This is a genomic window from Streptomyces sp. NPDC050528 (assembly GCF_044457795.1).
Classification (GTDB): domain Bacteria; phylum Actinomycetota; class Actinomycetes; order Streptomycetales; family Streptomycetaceae; genus Streptomyces.
On sequence record NZ_JBITHH010000020.1, the window covers coordinates 75025 to 90042 of the forward strand.

The following is a 15018-nucleotide window of genomic DNA, read 5'->3' on the forward strand; positions in this document are numbered from 1 at the left end:
GCAGCCTACGTTCTCATTCGCCGGACACGTGTATAGGCCTTGGCCTAAGCTGCTCTCAACTGTCACAGCAGAGCGGTCACGTATCAATACGTCCGGCGACCCCGAATCGTTCCGGTCGTTCCCTGTTTTTTTGTCGGGGGCGTGTCCGAATCCGCCTCCTGTGTCACCTGGTGCCCCTTGTGGCGCATGTCAACTGTCCCGCTTTGCCGGGAAAGTCACGCATGTCGCCAGCTCACTCCCCCGGGTGATCTGCCGCTTACCCATAGTCCGTTCGGGCCATTCAAGATTGGGCCCGAAGGGGGTGTTGCGCTGTGCCCGCCTTCCGTAACGTCCTCAACTGGCGGCGGTGAATATGCCGCTGCCGCCGTGGGGGAGCCTCGATTCGGGAGAGGACGGCGCCGGTATGGGCTGGGTAACCGACTGGAGTGCGCAGGCGGCCTGCCGCACTACCGATCCGGATGAACTGTTCGTTCAAGGAGCAGCGCAGAACAGGGCGAAGGCAGTGTGCACCGGATGTCCGGTACGCACGGAGTGCCTCGCCGATGCGCTCGACAACCGCGTCGAATTCGGCGTGTGGGGAGGAATGACGGAGCGGGAGCGCCGCGCACTGCTGCGCAGGCGGCCCACTGTCACTTCATGGCGCCGGCTACTGGAGACCGCGCGTATCGAGTACGAACGAGGGGTCGGGATCATCCCCCTCGACGACGACGAGATCTACGAGAACTACGCGGCGGTGGGCTGACGCCGGTCCCGTAGGGGCCGATCGACCCCGGGCGATCCCCGGGGGTACCCGCCCGGGGAGTTGCGTCCCGGGGCGTGCGTCAGACCTTCGTCTCGGGCAGCTCCGGCCGACCGGCCGCGAGCCGGTTCCCGATGTCCCGCAGCCCCGCGAGGTCGTGCACATCGCCGGGCAACGCGGCCACTTCGGCGACGGCCACCTCCGGGTGGCGCGCGGTGAAGCGGTCACGTGTGCGCTGCTCACGGGAGAGCAGCCGCATCCGCTCGGCGTGCAACTTGAGCAGGCCTGCGGTGAGTTGGTCCACGGATCGCTCGTCGTCGGTCGGCTGATCGTCCGTGCCGTCTGCGTCTGTGTCGTCCGTGGCGGCGGACCGCTCCTGGTCCGTGTCGGCGGGGGAGCCTTCGTCAGGAGCTGCGGCGCGAACTGCTGCCTCGGTGGCGGAAGATGAAGCGGGAGATTCTGAACTGCCGTACGTGTCGGGAGAGTTACGAAGTCCAGCTTTCCCGCCCACCTGATCGACAATGCGGGGCTCCTCAAGATTTTCCGCGGCGGCGAGTGCCCGCTCGGCCGACAGCCGGGCGGCTCCGCTGCCGTGGACCCGGTTGAGGACCAGACCGGCCAGCGGCATCTCCTCGGCCGCCAGCCGCTCCACGAAGTACGCCGCCTCGCGCAGCGCGTCCCGCTCCGGGGCCGCGACCACCAGGAACGCCGTACCGGGCGCCTGGAGCAGCTTGTACGTCGCGTCCGCGCGGGTGCGGAAGCCGCCGAAGGTGGTGTCCATCGCGGCGATGAACGTCTGGATGTCCTTGAGGAGTTGACCGCCGAGCAGCTTGCCGAGCGTGCCGGTCATCATCGACATGCCGACGTTGAGGAACTTCATCCCGGCCCGCCCGCCGAGCTTCGCCGGAGCGGTCAGCAGCCGGATCAACTTGCCGTCCAGGAACGAGCCGAGACGTTTCGGCGCGTCCAGGAAGTCGAGCGCCGAGCGGGACGGCGGGGTGTCCACGACGATCAGGTCCCAGTCGTGCTGGGCGCGCAACTGGCCCAGCTTCTCCATCGCCATGTACTCCTGCGTGCCTGCGAAGCCCGCCGAAAGCGACTGGTAGAAGGGGTTGCCCAGGATCGCGGCCGCCCGCTCGCGGTCCGCGTGCGCCTCGACGATCTCGTCGAAGGTGCGCTTCATGTCGAGCATCATGGCGTGCAGTTCGCCGTCCCCGTCGACGCCCTTCACGCGCCTCGGGGTGTTGTCCAGCGAGTCGATCCCCATGGACTGGGCGAGCCGCCGGGCCGGGTCGATGGTGAGCACGACGACCCGGCGCCCACGCTCGGCGGCCCGCAGCCCGAGCGCCGCCGCGGTGGTCGTCTTGCCGACCCCGCCGGAGCCGCAGCACACGACGATGCGGGTCTCCGGGTCGTCGATCAGCGGGTCCACGTCGAGCACGCGCGCGTGGGAGATGTGATGGGAGCGGGAGCCGTGAGTGGTGTCCTGTGCGTGGGCGGGGTCCGTCGCGCGGGCCGGGTCCGGACTCATGACATCCCCTGCTTCCGCAGCTCGGTGGCGAGTTCGTACAGGCCCGCGAGGTCCATGCCCTCGGCGAGCAACGGCAGTTCGTGCAACGGCAGGCCCTGTTCGCCGAGTACGGCCCGCTGGTCGTGCTCCAGCGTGTACCGCGCGGCGTACTCCTCGGCCTGCGCGAGCAGCGGGTCCACCAGCTTCTCGGCGTTGCCGCCGCGCCGGGCCCCGCCGAGACCCGCGGACGACAGCGCCTGCGCCACGGCGGTGCGCGGGACGGCCCGTACGAGGTCGATGTCGGTCGCGTCGAGCACCTCGGGGCGGACCATGTTCACGATGATCCGGCCCACCGGCAGCTTGGCCGCCCGGAGTTCGGCGATGCCGTCCGCGGTCTCCTGGACAGGCATCTCCTCCAGGAGCGTCACCAGGTGCACGGCCGTCTCCGGGGACTTCAGGACCCGCATCACCGCCTGTGCCTGATTGTGTATCGGGCCGATCTTCGCGAGCCCGGCGACCTCGTCGTTGACGTTCAGGAAGCGGGTGATGCGGCCGGTCGGCGGCGCGTCCATCACGACGTAGTCGTAGGCGAACCGTCCGCTCTTCTCCTTGCGGCGTACGGCCTCGCAGGCCTTGCCGGTCAGGAGGACGTCCCGGAGGCCGGGGGCGACCGTGGTGGCGAAGTCGATCGCGCCGAGTTTCTTCAGGGCGCGGCCGGCTCCGCCCAGTTTGTAGAACATCTGGAGGTAGTCCAGAAGGGCCAGTTCGGGGTCGATGGCGAGGGCGTACACCTCCCCGCCCCCGGGAGCGACGGCGATTTTGCGCTCCTCATAGGGCAGCGTCTCCGTCTCGAAGAGCTGCGCGATGCCCTGGCGACCCTCGACCTCGACGAGAAGCGTCCGCTTCCCCTCGGTGGCCAGGGCCAGCGCTAGGGCTGCGGCCACCGTGGTCTTGCCGGTACCGCCCTTGCCACTGACGACCTGGAGCCTGCTCACGTCTTCGAGCCTAACCAGTCCGCGCCCGAACCAAGCCAGAGGCTGTGGACAACGCGACCGCGGGCGGCCGGTTCGCAGCGGCTAAAGTCGGCCGCATGACCAAGTGGGAATACTCGACTGTGCCGCTGCTCGTCCACGCCACGAAGCAGATTTTGGACACCTGGGGCGAGGACGGCTGGGAGCTCGTCCAGGTCGTGCCCGGGCCGAACAACCCCGAGCAACTGGTGGCCTACCTCAAGCGGGAGAAGGCATGAGCGCCGTCGACGCCCGGCTGGCCGAGCTCGGTCTGACCCTGCCGGCGGTCGTCCCGCCGCTCGCCGCGTACCAGCCGGCTGTGCAGAGCGGGGTCTACGTGTACACCTCGGGCCAACTGCCCATGGTGGACGGCAAGCTCCCCGTCACCGGCAAGGTGGGCGGTGAGGTCACCGCCGAGGAGGCGAAGGAACTGGCCCGCACCTGCGCGCTGAACGCCCTCGCGGCGGTCAAGTCCGTCGTCGGCGACCTTGACCGCATCGCCCGCGTGGTGAAGGTCGTCGGCTTCGTCGCCTCGGCCTCCGACTTCACCGGCCAGCCCGGTGTCATCAACGGTGCCAGCGAGCTGCTCGGCGAGGTCCTCGGCGACAAGGGCGTGCACGCGCGGAGCGCGGTCGGCGTGGCGGTGCTGCCGCTGGACTCGCCGGTCGAGGTCGAGATCCAGGTGGAGCTGACGGAGGCGTAATCGCCGTCCCGGGGTGGGCGACGATCCGGCTCGATCGCTGTCGCCGTCCCGGGTGGGTGATGGGCCGTAGTCGCTGTCCCGGGGTGCGCGATCGGGCGTAATCGCTGTCCAGGGGTACGTGTTGTTGCCTCTCGAACATCCGCGCACTACGGGATAGCCTCCGCCCATGGCGAACGGTCAGTGGTACCCGGCGGAGTGGCCTGAGCGCATCCGGGCGCTCGCGGAGGGCCGGCTCACGCCGGTGGAGCCCCGGCGGGCGGCCACCGTGATGCTCCTCAGGGACACCGACACCGGGCCCGCCGTCCACATGCTGCGCAGACGCGCCTCCATGGCCTTCGCCGGGGGCGCGTACGCGTATCCGGGTGGTGGTGTCGACCCGCGCGACGACGACCTTCACGTCCGCTGGGCGGGCCCCACGCGCGCGTGGTGGGCGGATCGGCTGGGCGTCGACGAGACGGCGGCCCAGGCGATCGTGTGCGCGGCCGTACGGGAGACGTACGAGGAGGCGGGCGTCCTGCTCGCCGGGCCCACCGCCGACTCCGTGGTCGGCGACACCACGGGCGCCGACTGGGAGACGGACCGTGCCGCCCTGGTCGCCCGTGACCTGTCCTTCGCGGAGTTCCTCGACCGCAGGGGCCTGGTCCTGCGCTCCGACCTGCTCGGCGCGTGGGCCCGCTGGATCACCCCGGAATTCGAGACCCGCCGCTACGACACCTGGTTCTTCGTCGCCGTCCTCCCGGAGGGGCAGCGCACCCGCAACGCCTCCACGGAGGCCGACCGCACGGTGTGGATCACCCCCGGCGAGGCGGCGACCGGGTACGACAAGGGCGACCTGACGATGATGCCGCCCACCATCGCGACCCTGCGCGGGCTGATCCCGTACGGCAGCGCGGCCGAGGCGCTCGCGGCAGCACCGGAACGCGATCTGACCCCCGTCCTCGCCCGGGCCCGCCTGGAGGCCGACGAGGTCGTCCTGTCCTGGCCGGGGCACGAGGAGTTCACGAAGCACATCCCGACCGACCTCTCGACCGGTGGAGCCCCCGCATGACCGACGCAGCCGCCCTCCCCGGCCAGCCACGCGGCGGGGTCCTCACCGGCCCCGCCACCGCCCGCGCCGTCAACGTGCTCGCGCCCAACGCGTCCGCGATGACCCTGGACGGCACGAACACCTGGATCGTCGCCGAGCCGGACTCCGAGCTGGCCGTGGTGATCGATCCGGGGCCGTTGGACGAGGGCCATCTGCGGAACGTCGTCGACGTCGCCGAGAAGGCGGGGAAACGGATCGCGCTGACCCTGCTGACCCACGGACACCCCGACCACGCGGAAGGCGCCGTCCGCTTCGCCGAGTTGACCGGCACCAAGGTGCGCGCGCTGGACCCGGCGCTGCGCCTCGGGGACGAGGGACTGGGCGCCGGGGAGATCGTCCGCGTCGGCGGCCTGGAACTGGTCGTGGTCTCGACGCCCGGGCACACCGGGGACTCCCTGTGCTTCCATCTCCCGGCCGATCAGGCCGTCCTGACCGGGGACACCGTCCTGGGGCGCGGTACGACCGTGGTGGCGCATCCTGACGGCCGCCTGGGCGACTACCTGGACTCGCTGCGGCGGCTGCGGTCCCTCACGGTCGACGACGGCGTCCACACCGTCCTGCCGGGCCACGGTCCGGTCCTCGACGACGCCCAGGGTGCCGTCGAGTTCTACCTCGCCCACCGCGCCCACCGGCTCGCCCAGATCGAGACGGCCGTCGAGAACGGTCACCGGAGCCCGGCCGAGGTCGTCGCCCACGTGTACGCGGACGTCGACCACTCCCTGTGGCCGGCGGCGGAACTGTCCGTACGGGCCCAACTCGACTACCTCAAGGAACACGGCCTGATCTAGTCCGTGCCCGCGTCCTCCGGGCGCGGTGCCTTCACGCCGTGCACGCGCGCGTACTCGTCGGCGAGCCACGGGCCCAGATCGTCGACGTAGGAACGCAGGACGTTCGCGTCACCCGTCGGTTCGTGGCCGAGCTCCGCCGCCCTGCGCAGGGCCTGTGCCCGTTCCGGGTAGTACGCGCCGAACGCCTCGGCCATCTCCCGCAGGTCGCTGGTCCAGCCGTTCCAGCGGGGCATGACGAGGGTGAAGCCGGTGCGGACGAGGTGGCGGGACATGTAGCGCACCAGGGGGCGCCGGGCCTCGTCCGTGTCCTCCGTGGTGGCGATGCGCTCGCGCCAGCGGGGGAGCAGCAGGGCGAGGTCGCCGTTCGTCTCGCGGGCGAGCTGTGAGTCGGGGCGGTAGCGGGGGAGGTCCTCGGCGAGGTCCTCCCCGAGGAGCGGGGTGCACAGGCACGCGACGAACCACCCCAGGTCGTACGTCTCCGGCTCGCTCAGCAGCCGTGCCCGGCCGTACACCAGCGTGCCGACCCCGTCGATCTCCGGGAACTCCTTGTCGAGCGCCTCACCGAGGCTCAGGGCCGCGTCCCGGTCCTCCTCGGTCGGCTGCTGCCGGGTCACCACGAGCAGGTCCAGATCGCTGCGCCCCACGCGCGCGGTGCCGCGCGGGATCGACCCGTAGAGGTACGCGCTGTTGAGGCGTCCCCCGTAGAGGTCGATCAGCCGGTCCCGCGCGGCGGCGACGAGCGGCCGGAAAGCGTGCGGAACGCGCCCCAAGGAGCCCTCGCGCTCGATGTATCCCTGGGCGTCGAGCCCTCTGTGGTGAACGGTTCCGGCCATGGGATCACTGTGCCGGGAGACGGGCCCTCGGGGAGTGCTTTTCCGGCCGCCGGACGGGGTCACCTCCAGCGGAACACCCGTAGCCCGTGGCTGTAGTCACCGGCTTCGCAGGCGACGGCCACCAGGTCGCCGGACGCGGCCACGAGCGATTCGAACGCGGTGCCGCGCAGCTTGCGCCGGGCCACCGTCCGGCCGTCGGCGGGGTCGAGCACGCTCAGGCGGCCGCCGTACTCGTGCACGACCAGCAGGCGGCCCTGATGAGCGAGATGAGTGTCCTGGTAGGTCTCCTCGCCGTGCCACTCCCACAGGAACGCGCCGGTGGAGAGGGAGTACGCCCCGAGCCGGTTGCCCCGGTCGAGTTCTGTCCTGTCGCGGGGGACCAGGCCCACCACCAGGACGTCACCGGTGACGGCGATCCGCTCGCCGAACCTCTCGTAGCCGTCCGGCGGGGCGAGCGTCACGCCGTCCGTGCCGTCGTCGTCCAGCACGAGGAGCCGGTGCTCGGCGCGTGTGCGGCGGGCGCGGGTGCGCAGGGTCGCCACGAAGGGCTGTGCGCTGATCACGGACACGCTCTCCAGGCCCGGGTCCGTGAGGTCGTGCTTCCAGCGGATCTCGCCGGTCCGGAGGTCGAGGGCGCGCATCACCGGCCGCGTCTCCCAGTCCTTCCAGGACTCGCCGGCCGTCGCGAGGAGACCCCCGCCGAGGGTGACCTTGGCCGGTATGTGCCCCAGGAGGGCCGCGTCCTGCTTCCGGCGCCGTACGACCTCGCCGGTGTCGACGGCCAGCCAGGTGAGGCCGACGCGCTTGGCGTCCCGGCGTCCGTCGTCGCAGTGCAGCACCACGACCGCGCCGTCGTCGAGGTCCGGGGACACCAGGGCGACGGTCTGCCGGCCCGGTGGGCGCCAGGTCCACAGTGGTTCGCCCGTGGTGGCCCGGAACGCCTGTAAGCGGTCGGCGTGGGCGATGACGACGGTGTCGGCCGTCAGCCACAGGCCCAGCGGCTTCAGGCCGCCGTCGGCGTGGTCGTCGGCGCTTCTCCACAGGGAGCGTGCCGATCTTCGCCACCAGGAGTGCCGCCAGGCCGACTCCGGTGTTCTGTCCTCGTCCATCCCCACCCCTGGCGATACGCGAAGGGCCCCGCCGTACGAGCAGGGCCCTTCGAAGTCGTACGAAATGCTGTGGTCAGGTCAACGCGAGCGCTTGGCCAGCCGCTCCACGTCCAGCAGGATCACCGCGCGTGCCTCCAGGCGCAGCCAGCCGCGGCCCGCGAAGTCCGCGAGGGCCTTGTTGACCGTCTCGCGGGACGCGCCGACCAGCTGGGCCAGCTCCTCCTGCGTGAGGTCGTGCACCACGTGGATGCCTTCCTCGGACTGCACGCCGAAGCGGCGGGAGAGGTCCAGCAGGGCGCGGGCCACGCGGCCGGGGACGTCCGAGAAGACCAGGTCGGACATCGCGTCGTTGGTCTTGCGCAGCCGGCGGGCGACCGCGCGCAGCAGCGCGGAGGCCACCTCGGGTCGGGCGCTCAGCCAGGGCTGGAGGTCGCCGTGGCCGAGGCCGAGCAGCTTGACCTCGGTCAGCGCGCTGGCGGTCGCCGTACGCGGGCCCGGGTCGAACAGCGACAGCTCGCCGATCAGCTCGCCGGGGCCGAGGACGGCCAGCATGTTCTCGCGGCCGTCCGGGGAGGTGCGGTGGAGCTTCACCTTGCCCTCGGTGACCACGTAGAGCCGGTCGCCGGGGTCGCCTTCGTGAAAGAGGGAGTCCCCGCGCGCGAGGGTCACCTCACTCATGGAGGCGCGCAGCTCCGCGGCCTGATCGTCATCGAGCGCCGCGAAGAGCGGGGCGCGCCGCAGAACGTCGTCCACGAGTTCTCTCCTTGTCGACCTGCTCAGGGGATGGTGCTCCCCCTTGGTACCAGGGGACCGTGCTCCCCATTTTGCCGGACCGTCCAAACAGTGTGATCTGTCACAAGGATGCCGCACAGGTGTCCCGAGGTAAGCGGCAGGGGTCCAATTGGGGGCTGATCTTCGGGGTCCGGGGCGGATGTCAGTGGCGGGCTCTAGGCTGGCCGGGTGTCCAAATCGCCGGTGAGAGCACAGGCCTAGGGGGCTGGGCGGATGGTGGTACCTCGTGATTCCGCTGTGGGCGAACAGGGCCCTGACGGCGGCAAGGATGGCGGCAAAAAAGTGACAAAGGCGGCAAAAGTGGCGTCCGGCGTGAAGAGCGAATCGCACACCGCTCTCGTTCGCCGTGCCCGCCGGATCAATCGCGAACTGGCCGAGATCTATCCGTACGCCCACCCGGAGCTCGACTTCGAGAACCCCTTCCAGCTCGTGGTCGCCACGGTCCTGTCGGCGCAGACCACCGACCTGAGGGTCAATCAGACGACCCCGGCGCTGTTCGCCAAGTACCCGACCCCCGAGGACCTGGCCGCCGCCGACCCGGAGACCGTCGAGGAGATCCTCCGCCCGACCGGGTTCTTCCGGGCCAAGACCAAGTCGGTGATAGGCCTCTCCAAGGCCCTCGTCGCGGACTTCGGTGGCGAGGTCCCGGGTCGGCTCGAAGATCTCGTCAAGCTGCCCGGTGTGGGCCGCAAGACCGCCTTCGTGGTGCTCGGCAACGCCTTCGGGCGGCCCGGCATCACCGTGGACACGCATTTCCAGCGGCTCGTACGGCGCTGGAAGTGGACCGAGGCGACCGAGCCCGACAAGATCGAGGCCGCCGTGGGAGCGCTCTTCCCGAAGAGCGACTGGACGATGCTCTCGCACCACGTGATCTTCCACGGCCGCCGCATCTGCCACGCCCGCAAGCCCGCCTGCGGCGCCTGCCCCATCGCCCCGCTCTGCCCGGCGTACGGCGAGGGCGAGACCGACCCGGAGAAGGCGAAGAAGCTGCTCAAGTACGAGAAGGGCGGCTATCCGGGCCAGCGCTTGAACCCGCCGCAGGCCTATCTCGACGCGGGCGGCAAACCGGCGCCGCCGCTGGGCTCGGCGTGACGGGGACCGGCAGGACATCGGGGGCCGGATGACGGAACGATCTCGGAGGCATCGGGCGTTGATCAGTGGGAACGGGGGTGGGGGATGACGCACGCGAGCAATACCCAGGGTGTGGGGCTCAGCAAGGACGGGCTGCCGGGCTGGCTGGATCCGGTGGTGCACGCCGTGGAGACGGTGGAGCCGCTGCAGTTGAGCCGGTTCCTGCCGCCGGAGGACGGCGCGGGGCGGCAGTCGGCGGTGCTGATCCTCTTCGGAGCGGGCGACGGGGAGCACGGACCCGAGCTGCTGCTCATGGAGCGGTCGAGTTCGCTCCGGTCCCATGCCGGTCAGCCGTCCTTCCCGGGCGGTGCCCTCGACCCCGAGGACGGTGACCCGACCGGTGACGGACCGCTGCGGGCCGCTCTCCGCGAGGCCGAGGAGGAGACCGGGCTCGATCCGGCCGGAGTGCAGCTCTTCGGGGTGCTGCCCAAGCTGTACATCCCGGTGAGCGGCTTCGTGGTGACACCGGTGCTGGGCTGGTGGCGGGAGCCGACTCCGGTCGGCGTGGTCGATCCGAACGAGACGGCGCGCGTGTTCACGGTTCCCGTGGCGGATCTCACGGATCCGGCGAACCGGGTCACCGTCACGCACTCCAGCGGCTTCCTGGGTCCGGCATTTCTGGTCGAATCGACCCTTGTGTGGGGTTTCACGGCCGGAGTCATCGACCGCCTGCTGCACTACTCCGGTTGGGAGCGCCCCTGGGACCGCGAGAAGCAGGTCCCCCTCGACTGGCGGTCATGACAGGGTGTCGCTCGTGAATGTGCTGGACATCCTGTTGCTGGTCGCCGCCGTGTGGTTCGCGATCGTGGGCTATCGCCAGGGGTTCGTCGTCGGCATCCTGTCGGTGATCGGGTTCCTGGGCGGCGGTCTCGTCGCCGTCTACACGCTGCCCGTGATCTGGGACGCGCTGACCGAGAAGGCGGAGGTCAGCACCACCGCGGCCGTCGTCGCGGTCATCGTCGTCATCGTCTGCGCCTCCGTCGGCCAGGCCCTGACCACCCACCTGGGCAACAAGCTGCGCCGGTACATCACCTGGTCCCCGGCCCGCGCCCTGGACGCGACCGGCGGCGCCCTCGTCAACGTCCTGGCGATGCTCCTGGTCGCCTGGCTGATCGGCTCCGCGCTGGCCGGCACCACCCTGCCGACGCTCGGCAAGGAGGTGCGCAGCTCCAAGGTGCTGCTGGGGGTCTCCCGGGCGCTGCCCGCGCAGGCGGACACCTGGTTCGCGGACTTCTCCTCGGTCCTCGCGCAGAACGGTTTCCCGCAGGTCTTCAGCCCGTTCGCGAACGAGCCGATCAACGACGTCCAGCCGCCCGACCCGGCCCTCGCCTCCAGCGCGGTCGCCACCCGCGCCCAGCAGTCCATCGTCAAGGTCATGGGCACCGCCCAGAGCTGCGGCAAGGTCCTGGAGGGCAGCGGCTTCGTCTTCGGCGACCGCCGCGTCATGACCAACGCGCACGTCGTCGGCGGCGTCGACGAGCCCACCGTCCAGATAGGCGGCCAGGGCCGCAAGTACGACGCCAAGGTCGTCCTCTACGACTGGCACCGCGACATCGCCGTACTCGACGTACCGGACCTGAAGGCGCGCTCCCTGCAGTTCGCCACCAAGGACGCGACGAGCGGCAACAGCGCGATCGTCGCCGGCTTCCCGGAGAACGGCTCGTACGACGTCCGTGCCGCACGCGTGCGTGGCCGCATCACGGCCAACGGCCCGGACATCTACCACCGCGGCACGGTCCGCCGCGATGTGTACTCCCTCTACGCGACCGTCCGCCAGGGCAACTCCGGCGGCCCGCTGCTCACGCCCGAGGGCAAGGTCTACGGCGTGGTCTTCGCGAAGTCCCTCGACGACCCCGACACCGGGTACGCGCTCACCGCCGACGAGATCCAGCCGGACATCCTCAAGGGGCGCACCGCCAACCAGCAGGTGGACAGCGACAGTTGCGCACTGTGAGAGGTGTGCGCACCGAAAGGCGTGCCCTGTAGGAGGTGGGTGCGTCAGCCTCGGGGATGACGCAGCCGTACCGAGACCCAGCGGGCCCGGCGGCGCAGAATGCGCGGGATCCCCACCCTGAGGTCGGTGCCCTGGAGTTGCGGGGCGCCCCGTTGGTGGGAGCTCAGACCGTGGTCCGAGCGGCGATTGCGTGCTGCGTCACTGTAGTCGTGCGTCCAGCCCATACCCCGACGTCTGCCCCTGCCCCAAGGTCGATAACCACCCCTTGGGGCCCCAATTGGCGTATGCGCGAGGCAAGTGGCCGTTCGTAGTACAGGTGTTCAGATCCGGATACCGGGCGCAGCGGACCGGTCACGCACGGGTCACAGGTCGGTCATCCACCGGTCAACGATCGGGCTCGGGATCCTTGAGCCAGTTGACCAGTTCGGTCGAGAAGACGACCGGGTCCTCCTCGTGCGGGAAGTGCCCGAGACCGTCGAACAGCCGCCAGCGGTACGGCGCTTCGACGTACTCCCCGGACCCCGCAGCGCTGCGGGTGCGCAGCACCGGGTCGAGCGAGCCGTGCAGATGCAGCGTCGGCACCCGCACCGGCCGCTTCATGCGCCGGTTGAACTGGATGCCGTCCGGGCGCGCGATCGACCGCACCATCCAGCGGTACGGCTCGATCGAGCAGTGCGCGGTCGACGGGATCAGCATGGCCCGCCGGTACGCCTCGACCGCTTCGTCGTCGGGCAGGCTCGCGCCGGACCAGTCCCGGATCAGCTTGCCCACCAACTCGGCGTCCTCCGCGAGCAGTTGCCGTTCGGGGATCCAGGGGCGCTGGAAGCCCCAGATGTAGGAACTCGCCGCCGACTGCCTGACGTCGGACAGCATGGCGTTGCGCCAGCGCCGGGGGTGCGGCATCGAGGAGACGGCGAGCCGGCGCACCAGCTTGGGGCGCATCGCCGCCGCCGTCCACGCCAGATAGCCGCCCAGGTCGTGCCCGACCAGCGCGGCGTCCGGCTCGCCGAGCGAGCGGATCACGCCGGTGATGTCGAGGGCGAGGTTGGCGGGGTCGTAGCCGCGCGGGGTGCGGTCGCTGCCGCCGACGCCCCGCAGGTCCATGGCGACGGCCCGGAACCCGGCGTCGGCCAGCGCGCCGAGCTGGTGCCGCCAGGTCCACCAGAACTGGGGGAAGCCGTGCAGCAGCAGCACCAGCGGCCCGTCGCCGACCTCCGCGATGTGGAAGCGGGCTCCGTTGGCCGCGACATCCCGGTGGGTCACCTCGCGCCCGCCGGGGATGTCGAGCCGTACGACCGAAGCAGGTTGCGCCCAAGGATTGGCGGGGTCCGTCATGAGGACGAGCGTGCCACAGCCTCGATGGCTTCGGGGACACGGTCTTCGATCGCCGCGCGGGGATGCGGCTTGGCGTTGCCCAGGACGCCCGCGGTCTCCTTCACCGAAGCGGCCACCTTCTGCGGGCCCTTGCTCTTCGCGGCCTTCTTGAAGAAGAGCACGCCGATCAGCACGAGGACGATCGCCAGGAGCACGTTCACCCCGAAGGAGATCAGGAAGCACCACGCGAGGCCCAGGCCGGTCCAGGCCCGAAAGCCGTACGCCAGCGCGAAGTTGAGCATCGGCAGGGAGAACAGCAGGACCACCGCGGCGACCGCGAACGCGCCGCCGCCCGCGACACCGCGCTTGACGTCCTGCTTGAGCTGCGCCTTGGCCAGTGCGATCTCGTCGTGCACCAGCGCGGACATCTCGGTCGTCGCCGAGGCGAACAGCTGGCCGATGCTGCGTTCGGCGCCGACCGGGCTGCCGTCGGGTGCGCTCATCGCGTACTCCCTCATCTGCATGTGTTTGTACCGTCTGGTCAGATCATGCCGGACCGTCGTTGTCCTCGCCTGCCCCGCCCGCCACTTCGGCAAGCCCGCGTCGCTCGGCGGCCTTCACCTCGGCGATCCTGCGGTGCTCGGCCGCCTTGCGCTCGTGGATCTCCGCCATGCGCAGGTGGTACGACGGCTCGTCCTGCTCGTAGATGTCGGGGATGCCGTCGAGATCCTCGTCGCGCTCCTCGTCCTCGTACATCCTGCGGTACCTGGCGTTGCGCAGCTTGAGCAACACGGTCGCGCACAGGGCCGCGATGACGGAGCCGACGAGGACGGCCGCCTTGACCTCGTCGGTGAGCATCTGGTCGCCGTCGAACGCGAGTTCCCCGATGAGCAGCGACACGGTGAAGCCGATGCCGGCCAGCGAGGCGACCGCGAACACGTCCGGCCAGGCGAGGTCGTCGCTGAGCGAGGCCCGGGTGAAACGGGCCGTCAGCCAGGTCCCGCCGAAGATGCCGACCGCCTTGCCGACGACGAGCCCGAGGACCACGCCCAGGGTCTCCGGTTTCGTGAACACGTCCCCCAACGCGCCCCCGGATAGGGCCACTCCGGCGCTGAACAGCGCGAACAGCGGCACCGCGAGCCCCGCCGACAGCGGCCGTACGAGATGTTCGACGTGCTCGCCGGGGGAGTGCTTCTCGTCCTCGCGGGTGGTGCAGCGCAGCATCAGGCCCATCGCCACGCCCGCGATTGTGGCGTGGACGCCGCTGTTGTACATCAGCCCCCAGATCACCAGCGCGAGCGGGACGTAGACGTACCAGCCGCGCACACCCTTGCGCAGCAGCAGCCAGAAGACTGCGAGGCCGATGGCGGCCCCGCCGAGCGCCACGAAGTCGATCCGGGCGGTGAAGAAGATCGCGATGATCAGGATCGCGAACAGGTCGTCGACGACGGCGAGGGTGAGCAGGAAGGCGCGCAGGGCGCTCGGCAGGGAGGTGCCGATGACCGCGAGGACGGCGAGCGCGAAGGCGATGTCGGTGGCGGTCGGCACCGCCCAGCCCTGGAGGGAGCCGCCGCCGGTGAGGTTCGTCAGCGTGTACACGAGTGCCGGTACGGCCATCCCGCACAGGGCCGCTACGACGGGCAGAGCGGCGGCCTTGGGGTCGCGCAGGTCGCCGGCGACGAGTTCGCGCTTGAGCTCGATGCCGGCGACGAAGAAGAAGACGGCGAGGAGGCCGTCGGCGGCCCAGTGGGCGACCGACAGGTGCAGGCCGAGGGCGGCGGGGCCGAAGTGGAAGTGGCTGACGCTCTCGTAGCTGTCGTGCAGGGCGGGGACGTTGGCCCAGATCAGCGCGGTGACGGCGGCGATCAGGAGGAGGACACCGCCGACGGTCTCGGTGCGCAGCGCGTCCGCGACGAAGTTCCGCTCGGGCAGGGACAGTCGTCCGAGCACTTTGCGGGTGGCGGTGGGGCGGGGCGCGGTCACGGGGAGACCTCCGGGGTGGCGGGCAGCACAGAGCACTTGCCGACCAGACTTCCCGGCGCACCTTG

17 protein-coding genes are annotated in these 15018 nt (G+C 70.6%); 8 read left to right on the top strand and 9 right to left on the bottom strand.

Features of this window, described 5'->3' with window-relative positions:
- The first annotated feature begins 403 nt into the window (after window positions 1-403).
- Window positions 404-742 (top strand): transcriptional regulator WblA, encoded by a 339-nt coding sequence (gene wblA / locus ACIBK4_RS46410; RefSeq protein ID WP_019063745.1) that lies wholly within the window; start codon window positions 404-406, stop codon window positions 740-742.
- A gap of 79 nt (window positions 743-821) precedes the next feature.
- On the opposite strand, the gene ACIBK4_RS46415 is transcribed toward wblA, so the two are convergent.
- Both ACIBK4_RS46415 and ACIBK4_RS46420 read right to left on the bottom strand, forming a co-directional pair.
- Window positions 822-2270, bottom strand: coding sequence for an ArsA family ATPase (locus tag ACIBK4_RS46415; protein WP_399005521.1), 1449 nt, complete (start codon window positions 2268-2270; stop codon window positions 822-824).
- Entirely contained in the window at window positions 2267-3244 is a 978-nt protein-coding gene (locus ACIBK4_RS46420) for an ArsA family ATPase (RefSeq protein ID WP_399005523.1), read from the bottom strand. The genes ACIBK4_RS46415 and ACIBK4_RS46420 overlap by 4 nt, the downstream gene beginning before the upstream one ends.
- 95 nt (window positions 3245-3339) lie before the next feature.
- On the opposite strand from ACIBK4_RS46420, the gene ACIBK4_RS46425 reads away from it, so the two are divergent.
- From ACIBK4_RS46425 to ACIBK4_RS46440, 4 genes are all read left to right on the top strand, one after another.
- Window positions 3340-3498, top strand: coding sequence for a DUF4177 domain-containing protein (locus ACIBK4_RS46425; protein WP_019063748.1), 159 nt, complete (start codon window positions 3340-3342; stop codon window positions 3496-3498).
- Entirely contained in the window at window positions 3495-3962 is a 468-nt protein-coding gene (locus ACIBK4_RS46430) for a RidA family protein (protein ID WP_399005525.1), read from the top strand. The genes ACIBK4_RS46425 and ACIBK4_RS46430 overlap by 4 nt, the downstream gene beginning before the upstream one ends.
- Before the next feature lie 166 nt (window positions 3963-4128).
- Entirely contained in the window at window positions 4129-5010 is an 882-nt protein-coding gene (locus ACIBK4_RS46435) for an NUDIX hydrolase (RefSeq protein WP_399005527.1), read from the top strand.
- Window positions 5007-5837, top strand: a complete 831-nt coding sequence (locus tag ACIBK4_RS46440) for an MBL fold metallo-hydrolase (RefSeq protein WP_399005529.1) — start codon at window positions 5007-5009, stop codon at window positions 5835-5837. The genes ACIBK4_RS46435 and ACIBK4_RS46440 overlap by 4 nt, the downstream gene beginning before the upstream one ends.
- Here ACIBK4_RS46440 and ACIBK4_RS46445 read toward each other — a convergent pair.
- The 3 genes from ACIBK4_RS46445 to ACIBK4_RS46455 all read right to left on the bottom strand — a co-directional run bounded on the left by ACIBK4_RS46445 (window position 5834) and on the right by ACIBK4_RS46455 (window position 8532).
- Window positions 5834-6670, bottom strand: a complete 837-nt coding sequence (locus tag ACIBK4_RS46445) for a nucleotidyltransferase domain-containing protein (RefSeq protein ID WP_399005531.1) — start codon at window positions 6668-6670, stop codon at window positions 5834-5836. The two genes, ACIBK4_RS46440 and ACIBK4_RS46445, sit on opposite strands and share 4 nt — an antisense overlap.
- Before the next feature lie 59 nt (window positions 6671-6729).
- On the bottom strand, window positions 6730-7779 hold the full coding sequence (locus ACIBK4_RS46450; protein WP_399005533.1) for a PQQ-binding-like beta-propeller repeat protein: 1050 nt from the start codon (window positions 7777-7779) through the stop codon (window positions 6730-6732).
- A gap of 78 nt (window positions 7780-7857) precedes the next feature.
- Window positions 7858-8532 carry a Crp/Fnr family transcriptional regulator gene (locus ACIBK4_RS46455; RefSeq protein ID WP_019063754.1) on the bottom strand — a complete coding sequence of 225 codons (675 nt, stop codon included), beginning with the start codon at window positions 8530-8532 and terminating at the stop codon, window positions 7858-7860.
- 252 nt (window positions 8533-8784) lie between these two features.
- Between ACIBK4_RS46455 and nth the strand changes: the two genes are divergently transcribed.
- The 3 genes from nth (at window position 8785) to ACIBK4_RS46470 (ending at window position 11656) form a co-directional block, all read left to right on the top strand.
- Window positions 8785-9663 carry an endonuclease III gene (gene nth / locus ACIBK4_RS46460; RefSeq protein ID WP_399005536.1) on the top strand — a complete coding sequence of 293 codons (879 nt, stop codon included), beginning with the start codon at window positions 8785-8787 and terminating at the stop codon, window positions 9661-9663.
- An 84-nt stretch (window positions 9664-9747) separates the two neighbouring features.
- On the top strand, window positions 9748-10443 hold the full coding sequence (locus tag ACIBK4_RS46465; protein ID WP_399005538.1) for an NUDIX hydrolase: 696 nt from the start codon (window positions 9748-9750) through the stop codon (window positions 10441-10443).
- A 13-nt stretch (window positions 10444-10456) separates the two neighbouring features.
- The gene (locus tag ACIBK4_RS46470) at window positions 10457-11656 is read left to right on the top strand and encodes a MarP family serine protease (RefSeq protein ID WP_399005540.1); all 1200 of its coding nucleotides are present in this window, start codon (window positions 10457-10459) and stop codon (window positions 11654-11656) included.
- A gap of 44 nt (window positions 11657-11700) precedes the next feature.
- On the opposite strand, the gene ACIBK4_RS46475 is transcribed toward ACIBK4_RS46470, so the two are convergent.
- The 4 genes from ACIBK4_RS46475 to nhaA all read right to left on the bottom strand — a co-directional run bounded on the left by ACIBK4_RS46475 (window position 11701) and on the right by nhaA (window position 14953).
- Window positions 11701-11880 carry a hypothetical protein gene (locus ACIBK4_RS46475; protein ID WP_078623198.1) on the bottom strand — a complete coding sequence of 60 codons (180 nt, stop codon included), beginning with the start codon at window positions 11878-11880 and terminating at the stop codon, window positions 11701-11703.
- A 160-nt stretch (window positions 11881-12040) separates the two neighbouring features.
- Window positions 12041-12991, bottom strand: coding sequence for an alpha/beta fold hydrolase (locus ACIBK4_RS46480; RefSeq protein ID WP_399005542.1), 951 nt, complete (start codon window positions 12989-12991; stop codon window positions 12041-12043).
- On the bottom strand, window positions 12988-13473 hold the full coding sequence (locus ACIBK4_RS46485; RefSeq protein WP_399005544.1) for a phage holin family protein: 486 nt from the start codon (window positions 13471-13473) through the stop codon (window positions 12988-12990). The genes ACIBK4_RS46480 and ACIBK4_RS46485 overlap by 4 nt, the downstream gene beginning before the upstream one ends.
- A 43-nt stretch (window positions 13474-13516) precedes the next feature.
- The gene (gene nhaA, locus ACIBK4_RS46490; protein ID WP_399005546.1) at window positions 13517-14953 is read right to left on the bottom strand and encodes a Na+/H+ antiporter NhaA; all 1437 of its coding nucleotides are present in this window, start codon (window positions 14951-14953) and stop codon (window positions 13517-13519) included.
- Window positions 14954-15018 lie beyond the last annotated feature (65 nt).

Bases quoted from the DNA above. Each gene is read 5' to 3' on its own strand.
- wblA (WP_019063745.1), top strand. From the start codon at position 404: ATGGGCTGGGTAACCGACTGGAGTGCGCAGGCGGCCTGCCGCACTACC.
- ACIBK4_RS46415 (WP_399005521.1), bottom strand. From the start codon at position 2,270: ATGAGTCCGGACCCGGCCCGCGCGACGGACCCCGCCCACGCACAGGAC.
- ACIBK4_RS46425 (WP_019063748.1), top strand. From the start codon at position 3,340: ATGACCAAGTGGGAATACTCGACTGTGCCGCTGCTCGTCCACGCCACG.
- ACIBK4_RS46430 (WP_399005525.1), top strand. From the start codon at position 3,495: ATGAGCGCCGTCGACGCCCGGCTGGCCGAGCTCGGTCTGACCCTGCCG.
- ACIBK4_RS46435 (WP_399005527.1), top strand. From the start codon at position 4,129: ATGGCGAACGGTCAGTGGTACCCGGCGGAGTGGCCTGAGCGCATCCGG.
- ACIBK4_RS46440 (WP_399005529.1), top strand. From the start codon at position 5,007: ATGACCGACGCAGCCGCCCTCCCCGGCCAGCCACGCGGCGGGGTCCTC.
- ACIBK4_RS46445 (WP_399005531.1), bottom strand. From the start codon at position 6,670: ATGGCCGGAACCGTTCACCACAGAGGGCTCGACGCCCAGGGATACATC.
- ACIBK4_RS46450 (WP_399005533.1), bottom strand. From the start codon at position 7,779: ATGGACGAGGACAGAACACCGGAGTCGGCCTGGCGGCACTCCTGGTGG.
- nth (WP_399005536.1), top strand. From the start codon at position 8,785: ATGGTGGTACCTCGTGATTCCGCTGTGGGCGAACAGGGCCCTGACGGC.
- ACIBK4_RS46465 (WP_399005538.1), top strand. From the start codon at position 9,748: ATGACGCACGCGAGCAATACCCAGGGTGTGGGGCTCAGCAAGGACGGG.
- ACIBK4_RS46475 (WP_078623198.1), bottom strand. From the start codon at position 11,880: ATGGGCTGGACGCACGACTACAGTGACGCAGCACGCAATCGCCGCTCG.
- ACIBK4_RS46480 (WP_399005542.1), bottom strand. From the start codon at position 12,991: ATGACGGACCCCGCCAATCCTTGGGCGCAACCTGCTTCGGTCGTACGG.
- ACIBK4_RS46485 (WP_399005544.1), bottom strand. From the start codon at position 13,473: ATGAGCGCACCCGACGGCAGCCCGGTCGGCGCCGAACGCAGCATCGGC.